At 35.3% G+C, this 7831-nt stretch carries 9 protein-coding genes; 2 read left to right on the top strand and 7 right to left on the bottom strand.

All coding sequences use genetic code 11. The features are described 5' to 3' along the window. Window positions 1-456: 456 nt before the first annotated feature. The 6 genes from E2583_RS18815 to E2583_RS18790 all read right to left on the bottom strand — a co-directional run bounded on the left by E2583_RS18815 (window position 457) and on the right by E2583_RS18790 (window position 4161). The gene (locus E2583_RS18815) at window positions 457-1443 is read right to left on the bottom strand and encodes a hypothetical protein (RefSeq protein ID WP_291597734.1); all 987 of its coding nucleotides are present in this window, start codon (window positions 1441-1443) and stop codon (window positions 457-459) included. 184 nt (window positions 1444-1627) lie between these two features. Next, window positions 1628-1969 carry a hypothetical protein gene (locus tag E2583_RS18810; protein WP_291597733.1) on the bottom strand — a complete coding sequence of 114 codons (342 nt, stop codon included), beginning with the start codon at window positions 1967-1969 and terminating at the stop codon, window positions 1628-1630. Beyond that, complete coding sequence (locus tag E2583_RS18805; protein WP_291597732.1) at window positions 1966-2241, bottom strand: type II toxin-antitoxin system RelE/ParE family toxin; 276 nt, start codon at window positions 2239-2241, stop codon at window positions 1966-1968. Before E2583_RS18805 ends, E2583_RS18810 begins: the two co-directional genes overlap by 4 nt. Further along, window positions 2231-2524 (bottom strand): hypothetical protein, encoded by a 294-nt coding sequence (locus E2583_RS18800; protein ID WP_291597731.1) that lies wholly within the window; start codon window positions 2522-2524, stop codon window positions 2231-2233. The genes E2583_RS18805 and E2583_RS18800 overlap by 11 nt, the downstream gene beginning before the upstream one ends. A 619-nt stretch (window positions 2525-3143) precedes the next feature. Beyond that, window positions 3144-3311 (bottom strand): hypothetical protein, encoded by a 168-nt coding sequence (locus tag E2583_RS18795; RefSeq protein ID WP_291597730.1) that lies wholly within the window; start codon window positions 3309-3311, stop codon window positions 3144-3146. Window positions 3312-3336: 25 nt separating this feature from the next. Continuing rightward, window positions 3337-4161, bottom strand: coding sequence for a hypothetical protein (locus tag E2583_RS18790; protein ID WP_291597729.1), 825 nt, complete (start codon window positions 4159-4161; stop codon window positions 3337-3339). 2440 nt (window positions 4162-6601) lie between these two features. Here E2583_RS18790 and E2583_RS18785 point away from each other — a divergent pair. Both E2583_RS18785 and E2583_RS18780 read left to right on the top strand, forming a co-directional pair. Next, entirely contained in the window at window positions 6602-7177 is a 576-nt protein-coding gene (locus tag E2583_RS18785; protein ID WP_291597728.1) for a plasmid replication DNA-binding protein, read from the top strand. A 48-nt stretch (window positions 7178-7225) separates the two neighbouring features. Continuing rightward, entirely contained in the window at window positions 7226-7468 is a 243-nt protein-coding gene (locus tag E2583_RS18780; RefSeq protein WP_291597727.1) for a hypothetical protein, read from the top strand. A 106-nt stretch (window positions 7469-7574) separates the two neighbouring features. On the opposite strand, the gene E2583_RS18775 is transcribed toward E2583_RS18780, so the two are convergent. Beyond that, entirely contained in the window at window positions 7575-7721 is a 147-nt protein-coding gene (locus E2583_RS18775) for a hypothetical protein (RefSeq protein WP_291597726.1), read from the bottom strand. Between the last annotated feature and the right edge of the window lie 110 nt (window positions 7722-7831).

Here is a 7831-nt window from a genome sequence, read left to right as displayed (position 1 = left end):
ATAAAACTTTGAATAACTTAATTACACTCGTACTCGTACTATGGTTTGTTGTGTGTTTTAGACACTCAGTAACAAAATACGAGCGTATCTAAGGCTCATAAATAACTTTTAAATTTTTAGGTAAAATGAGAAAAAGTATTAGGCGGAAGAGTTTCCGTTTATTTTTCATATCGACCAAAATTTAAAGCCGATACCAATTATATAGAGAAAAAAATGGGGAATTTTGCAATGTTCCAATGCAGTGTCAACAGGGAAAATCCAAGACGGATTATGCAAAATACCTAATAAAAAGCGTGGAACAATGTTTAAAAAACATACGTGGAACGTGAAAAATCACGAAAAAGCCGTTCTAGTGCGCTGAACCCTAGAACGGCTTAGACTAAGATATTGATGCTTATAGGAAAACTTCAAGCATTTCGTATAACGTGCATTATGTTAATTTTAGAGAAACTTAACTTAATGCTTTGATTTAACCCTTATTTCATCACAACTGTATTGGTCTAAATAAGAACTATCTTTGTTTGCTAGATAAGATGCAGCTTTAGACATATCTCTGCCTTTACTTCTTAGAAGATACTTGGCAGCATCTTCTCTAATATGATGACTATTTGTTAAGTAGCACAACATTGATAAATCCGATTTTTTAAACCGCTCTATGCTAGATTTTCTTATCAATAATTCATCTTGTAAACTTTCAAAATGGCTTAAATCTTTTACTAAATCATTAACTTGCTTATCTACTCTAGCTTTGGGCTTTTGTTTTATTTGTTCATCTAACTCACAAGCTTTTTTTAGTCCTATTATGAGTCTGTGAACATCTAGACCATAGCTTCCAATACTTTTTTCATCAAACAAATTAAGTTCCTGTAAATATCCAATTCTCTCTGTTGCTTGGTATCTAGAGTTACCTTTCTCATCATACTTATATGTTTTGATTAAAACGGCTCTATCAGATGATTTATACCTATCATTCAATATTTTAAGGTTAAAACCTAATATTTGAACCTCTCGATAAAATGTTGTTATTTCATTAACTATTTCTTTTAAATGATTAATTATATTTTCATATTTTTCTTTATTATTTATAAAATCATAAAGCCGACCTAACTTTTCTTGTCTTTTACGTTCATTTTCAAAAAAGGCAATATTTTTAGAAATTGTACTATCTGCATTAAATTTAGTTCTGCCACACGTTCCTCCCATCAAGCTGTAAGTACCATCCTTTAATAAGACCAAGTAACCTTTTTGATGGATCTGACCACATTTTCCCTTATCATCAGTCAAACAACATTTTAATTCTGTATCTTTAATTTCATAATCCACCACAATATTTTCAAAGTTTTCTAAGGTAATTTCCTTATTTTCTATGAAATTATCAAGTTTGACTATCTCATCATAAGAACATATTGTTGCTTTTGCTCCCATATTTTCCTTCTTATTCAAAAATTTACTTATAAATAATAAAGGTTACAATGGATTAAATACATAGCAGATTAAAGATTAGCGACACACAATGTCGTATAAATATTGCTCTGAAATGATTGTGAGCTAAGGGTAAAAATCATCAAACACACATGAATTAAACCATCAGTGATTAAATCAAATAAAACACTAAAAAAACAATTGTTTAAAAACCACATTCAATAATATTAATTAAATTATTTGCTCTGAGATATTCATAAATTAACTTAAGAAACTTTAATCTTTTTTTACCTTTTCTAACTTTATCTGTAGCAATAAAAAAAATATCAATAAGCCCTAATCTTAAATGATGTTCATTCGTTGGAAAATCAACAATTATTGGAAATATTGGATGACTGCCTGAGAATACTACAACGTAATTTTTTTCAGGAACATAAGGTGTAATCGTTACCTCAAAGCTCATATCACTATAAGCCTCCTCAGAATGAGGCAACTTTCTACCAGCTTCAATCTCAAAAAAACGTTTTAAAAATTGAGCTTGATTCATAAATTTCCCCATTGCTGAGACGTGTGCAAAATTCTTAGGATACGAACCGTATCTTTAAAGTCATACACCACAACATAATGAGGATGAACAACTAGCTCTCGTGTTCCTTTCTCTCGACCACTTCGACCCATCAACATATTGTCAATAAGTAAATCTGTTTTTTCTTCAATTAAATCATCAATTTCAATAGCGGCTATAGGATTACGCTCATCAAGATAATCATAAATATTTCTACGATCTTGGCGAGCTGTTTCCGTCCATTCAATCTTCATTCTTTGCTGCCAGTCTTGCCAATGTTGCGGCACGTCTAGCGGCAAACTCTGCCTTTACGTCCTCATGTGGAATTAACTTTCCATTATTAGCTTCATCTAAGCCGATCTGTACTTGCTTCTTAAACCACGCATCATAAGATGCAGATTCTTGTTGTTTCTTCACAAAATCACGCATGAAATCACGTAATAATTGCGCTCCGCTACGGTCAACCTCTTTTGCGAAATTAGAAAATTCTTGCTTTAAAGACTCATCCACTCGGAATGTAAAAGTCGCTTCAGGCATGGCTTTAACCCCAATGTGTTACATTTGAATTCTATTATAACACAATAGCAAAACATGACATGCCAAAACAACCTTTAGAATCAGCCTACCTACAATAAAAGACGACTACATGCTCATGATTAAAATTAAGGATATGGACTCATTCAAATTGTCTTACATGTATTTTTTTCCAGTAGTCTTTTTTCCATTTTGGAATATTTACCAATTTCACAATGATGCAGACGTTAAATCTTGGTTATTCAGGAATTTACTTATCAGCATTACGATTATTCTCATCCCTCTTTTTCTTGCCATCAGTATGTTCATTACCAAGTTTTTATACCAAGATCAGGATAAAAAGAACGAATATCACTCAGTATTGTTGGGGTTACTGTGTCTAATATTTTTGATGGGAGTCAATTACTATCAATTTCAAAAATTTTCTGGTGGAACAGACCTAAATATTGACCTTTATCGAATGGCATTAATGCTAAGTTTTCTATGCGGTTGTTTTGCATCAAACCTATGCTTTGCATTGAAATATAAGAAATATTCAAAAAACTATTCAATGGAATGGAATATAAGAACTCAAAGATTCATGGCAAGTGCAGCCCTACCAGTTCTTATGGCAATCACTGCCCTATTTGTAATTTAGCCACTTAACCTTTTTCTTGATAAAGCTAAATCTCAGAGGTTTTATATTTTGAGCCGTTAATACACTAGCCAACTGCATTGCGGCTTTTGCATCTGCTCTCAACTCATCAACTTCTTGCGCTGTAAGGTAATAATCATCAGGATATTTAGACATACTTTCTTCCCCTCATTGCTTAGAATCATTTTTCAAAAAATGTAGTCATTTCATGAAAACTATTCACAAGACGTTTAGATTTTCGTTCATAGGATGGAACAACCAATTCAATTTTTGATTTTCGATTCAAATACTTAAAATAAAGTGGGAAAACCTGCTTATTGAACTTAAATACACCCTCTCGCACACCTCTAAATCCTGCCAATTTAGACACGATTGATAATTCATTCATAATCATACTGTCCTGTTTGTCAGGATTTTTCACCTGTTGGGCTTTTTTAAACGTGTTGACCAATTGCTCATGCTTAAGCTCTAAGAACTTTTTATGAATACGCCACGTCCAACCTGTAGTCTTATCAATTTCTTTCTGTTTTCGCTGTTCAACGGTGAATGGTAAATTAACAAGCTCGTAGACTGGAGCAGATTGTTTATCCTCCCCAATTAGAATTGCTGTCCGATAGATCAGTCTGCTCTGCCGATCTTGTACTGATTCAAATGCTTCTACCTCTGACTTATCCAGAGCATAAGCGGCTTTCAGTAACTCCGAACAATTCTGCTTTTTTTCTCGTAAATTTTCAGGAACGGTACACAATAAACAAAGCCTAACTTTCTCTATTTTTAACAAACTTTGATTGAGTAAAACAATCAAATCAAGCACTGGCTTTTGCTTTAAACGGTAATTTCGTTGTCGTGCAGTTTGATCCAAATTATATCTATTTTTAAACTTCTCTATGATGCTTTCAGCTCGATCAAGCGGTACATCAATCTGCAAATAATACTGCGTTTCACGACTCACTTTATCGAGAATATCCGCCAGATATTCGCTCGTTTTGACACAGTAATAGATCATTGCTAAGTCCATTTTTTTGGTAATTCTATCGGAAAAATTTTAGCATTTTTATAAATTTTTGGTAATTCTATCGGGAATATTATTTGGTAGTGCTTTGGACTGCGTTTAGCAGTCCTTTTTTTAGGTGCAGATGTAGGTTTATATATGGTTGTTCCGACGGAATTTGATTTTAGAGCTTTTTCAGGTATATTGAATGCATCTGATTGCTTCTTAAGCTTTTCTGATTTTGAACTTGTAGCGCAACTAAACCAAGTTGTTAGCGGTGACCATTTCCCAGAACTTTAAAGTGAATCATAAGATCGTTATCCGTACGCCAACGGAGTTCTCAATATCTCATGCACTAGCAAATATTTTTTGGCTACTCGCATATTGTCTTTGTTAGATACCTCTAACTTTCAAAAATTACGTCTAGCGTAGTTTGCCCATTTTTGCGCCTATTTTTTGGCGTTCCAAATGTTCGGCAAGTTACCGCTGCCGAGACGTTTTTTCACTATTTCAAACCGCTAGGAACACTAACCATGTTCTGATCGGTGAAGCTGCATGCGAGCGAAAAGCAAGCTGGTGCGGCTACGAAGGGGGCTAAAGAGTGAAACTCTCTTTTTCTACCCAATCTTTGAGACACAATTTTATTGTTGTTGGGCGACACGGAAACGGATCTCATGGTGACATGAGCAGTCCTGTTTTAATTAAAGGTGAGCAAAAAAGCATAGGATGTGCTTGAGCGTTAATAACCCCTTCTTTACTTGGGTGACTTGGTAAAGATGGCTGTACTGGTGGGCTGTGAAGATAGAGAAAAACTATCCAGTGTTGCAGTGAGAACCACTGACGAACATTCGGCACTTGTAAATACATAAGCAAGGCTGACTGGATAGCTTAAGCCAGTAACGGCATGTCAAACGTAGAACCGTGAACATGCTGTACAGAAAATTTTGATAGCACGATAAATCTAAAGCGTCTTTAGCCAATCTATAACCAAGCTCTTGGAACAACTGCTTGGGAAAGGACAGGAATATTTTAGGCGAGTGTAACGAATAAGACTTGAGCGAAAGCAAGAAGTCGGGCATCAAAATGATGATTAAAACTAACGTGGGAAGTTCACTAAGACATTATTTTTTATATTTTATTAGTTGGTGACTGTTAAATTAAAATGATGTTTTAGAGGATGGGAGATCAGTTGAGTAAAGCGACTTTTTTAGTCGGGAGCATGAATATTCGAGCGAATAAAAACGTAAGCGTATACATGAGTAATGAAAGATTGAACCGATTAATGTGTTTGATTTAGTGAAAAAAATAGTAGCTGTGGTGGCTACAAACGGACTGGTAATCCGTAAAAAAATTTTTGTATGTATAAAATCTAACAAATTGTTAAACAGGACTTTTGTTCTAATTAACTGATTCGTTGCATTCTAATCACATGCATTCATTTTTTAAAAGTGACAGCTAAGACTGAAAAGTCTTAGCTGTTATCTTTAAAATACGCTCTATTTTGCGATATAAGCGATTATAAGAATAAGAACGTGGTTTCATGCAAAAGGTATCTTAATCGAGCTATAACACCCCATTTTTTGCATTTAAACGGTATTCTCAAAACGATTAAGAATAAATAAGACACTTCACAAGATGCTCTCACTCTCTCAAGATCACCACATCCCTCGCTTTGCTCGGGCTGATGGTGAACGTTGAGAGAGTTTCGGCAATACTCTCCCTAAAGGCTGCCATTAAAAAATGACACATCCCTTAAGTATTGCCGATTTACCAGTCGGGCTGACGGAGCCACGCATCGGTCGTATCCGCACATAGTTTTGCTGACTATGCAGACAAGGACTAAAGGTCTTGCACCTTCCCCCACGCGCTCCCTGTCGAAGTATGGCGGTATCTCTGCGAGGGTTGCCCCAACATACAATTTAACCAACCTATACAACTACTCTCAACGCTCCGCTTATGTGGGATTCCCCTGTAACGGTTCCGCCTTTCGACGATCGCTACGATGCACCAGTGACACTTATTCCCTCCACATGCATCGCATGCCAACCATAAAATGGGCACGCAGAAGCAGGCAAAGCTCGATCTGGAATACTTATTTGATGAAAAAAACACTTAACTAACGAAGACTTATCATTTAGGGCTTGAAATTACTGCACAGAACAGTGAAAATAGAGTTCAGGTACAAAAGCCGAAAGGTGAAACCAGTACGAGCGTTAACTCTGCTGATCTTCGTTACTTGATGGTGGTACATCAAATAACTGCGTACCGACGAATATAGAGCCCTGCTTGACGTAAGTCAAGCAGGGCTTTTTCGTTTCTTAACCATAAAAAACATTAAGTATTATATATTTGCGGTATATATTTGAGTTCCTAATATTGGCTAGTGATCACATAAATATATACTGACGCCTATATTATTTTCCTTTGAACATAATCAATAGGACTCATACGCTAAATGGCTAAACTATCACTAAGCGAAGTATCCAAACAGTTTAATGTCGATAGATCAACAATTTACAGAGCTGTACGCAATGGACGTATATCACGCTCTAGTGATGGTCAATTCGATATTGCCGAGGTTATTCGATGCTTTGGTGAACCAGAAAAAATGTCTCAACCGACTGAACCACCAAAACAAAATGGTGATGCAGCGACACAAAAACTTATTGCTCATTTAGAAAATGAAGTCAAAAAATATCAAGAACGTGAAGAACGTTTGATGCAACAAATCGACCGTATGCAGACACTCATAGAATTAAAAAGTGTAGCACCTGCTACAGCAGTACCACAGTCTGACGCTACAGCATGCGACACACAAATGCCACAGCATGCGACAACAACACAAGATAATGAAAGTAAAGAAAATTTAAAAAAACATATAGCAAAAAATGTGGCAATGCCACAACAAAGCACCACAGCAAGCAACACCCAAACGCTACAGCATGCAACGTTGCAAAATGTGGCAATGCCACAACGCAAGAAACGTGGTTTATTTGGACGTGTACTGAATGCTGTTTTCAATGAAGATTAGTTAAGAATAATTGTGATATATATTCTTTATCGAAATAAGAGAATTACCATGAGCATTTTTGAAAAGTTGATAGGTATACAGCAAAAATATCAAGTGAGGTTGCATGAGGGAGAGAATTTTAAACAAGCTTTGTACAACGGTAGGATGACCGATTCTAACGACTGTATTATTGATAAAATCGAATTAGTCATAAAACACTATCCTGATCACAAGGATATTCTTTTATCTACTTATGAATCAGATGACTCATCTGAAATTCCATTTTGTTACGCTGTAGTAGTACCACACTAAAATTTTAAATTAACCATAAAAATTATGGCTATTTTTTTTTAAAAACGGCATGTGTCATGACATATCTCATGACACACCGTAATAAGCATCATAATTTTTAACTCAGTTATCCGCCAAACAAAATTGCTCCTTTCAATTTTCCTGCCCAAATCAATGTAATAGCACCAAGAACAACAATAAGTCCGAATAAAACTTCGGGGCGATCTTTAAAGTGTTTAGCTAGCTGTACAACCATTGCAAAAAAAGCATTCATGTTTATTCATTCCATAAAACTTTGAATAACTTAATTACACTCGTACTCGTACTATGGTTTGTTGTGTGTTTTAGACACTCAGTAACAAAATACGAGCGTATCTAAGGCTC

It is taken from the genome of Comamonas sp. (genome assembly GCF_009360615.1).
Classification (GTDB): Bacteria; Pseudomonadota; Gammaproteobacteria; order Burkholderiales; family Burkholderiaceae_C; genus Comamonas.
Note: the sequence above shows the minus strand (reverse complement) of the source record. Positions and strands in the feature narration are given on the sequence as shown.

Coding starts and splice junctions, on each gene's coding strand:
- E2583_RS18810 (WP_291597733.1), bottom strand. CDS start 1,969: ATGAATCAAGCTCAATTTTTAAAACGTTTTTTTGAGATTGAAGCTGGT.
- E2583_RS18805 (WP_291597732.1), bottom strand. CDS start 2,241: ATGAAGATTGAATGGACGGAAACAGCTCGCCAAGATCGTAGAAATATT.
- E2583_RS18800 (WP_291597731.1), bottom strand. CDS start 2,524: ATGCCTGAAGCGACTTTTACATTCCGAGTGGATGAGTCTTTAAAGCAA.
- E2583_RS18795 (WP_291597730.1), bottom strand. CDS start 3,311: ATGTCTAAATATCCTGATGATTATTACCTTACAGCGCAAGAAGTTGAT.
- E2583_RS18790 (WP_291597729.1), bottom strand. CDS start 4,161: ATGATCTATTACTGTGTCAAAACGAGCGAATATCTGGCGGATATTCTC.
- E2583_RS18785 (WP_291597728.1), top strand. CDS start 6,602: ATGGCTAAACTATCACTAAGCGAAGTATCCAAACAGTTTAATGTCGAT.
- E2583_RS18780 (WP_291597727.1), top strand. CDS start 7,226: ATGAGCATTTTTGAAAAGTTGATAGGTATACAGCAAAAATATCAAGTG.
- E2583_RS18775 (WP_291597726.1), bottom strand. CDS start 7,721: ATGAATGCTTTTTTTGCAATGGTTGTACAGCTAGCTAAACACTTTAAA.